Source organism: Shewanella sp. AS16, from assembly GCF_021412365.1.
Classification (GTDB): domain Bacteria; phylum Pseudomonadota; class Gammaproteobacteria; order Enterobacterales; family Shewanellaceae; genus Shewanella; species Shewanella salipaludis.
Genome location: NZ_JAKCLK010000301.1, coordinates 1 through 289, shown reverse-complemented (window position 1 = coordinate 289; position 289 = coordinate 1). Strand labels below are relative to the sequence as shown.

Genomic DNA, 289 nt, shown 5'->3' with positions numbered 1-289 from the left:
TGGTCCTGATTGGTCTGGCAACGCTGAAGGTACGTTAATCATGGCTGATTACCAGGGTAAAAATGTCGTCATTATCGGCCTGGGCCTCACCGGGCTTTCTTGCGTGGACTTTTTCCTCGCTCGCGGTGTGACGCCGCGCGTTATGGATACGCGTATGACACCGCCTGGCCTGGATAAATTACCCGAAGCCGTAGAACGCCACACGGGCGGTCTGAATGATGAATGGCTGATGGCGGCAGATCTGATTGTCGCCAGTCCCGGTATTGCACTGGCGCATCCATCCTTAAGC

Annotated in this window: 1 pseudogene; it reads left to right on the top strand. The window is 55.4% G+C overall.

The features are described 5' to 3' along the window. Positions 1 to 40 precede the first annotated feature (40 nt). Positions 41 to 289: pseudogene (gene murD, locus LZP73_RS20380) on the top strand (UDP-N-acetylmuramoyl-L-alanine--D-glutamate ligase); the annotation flags it as partial.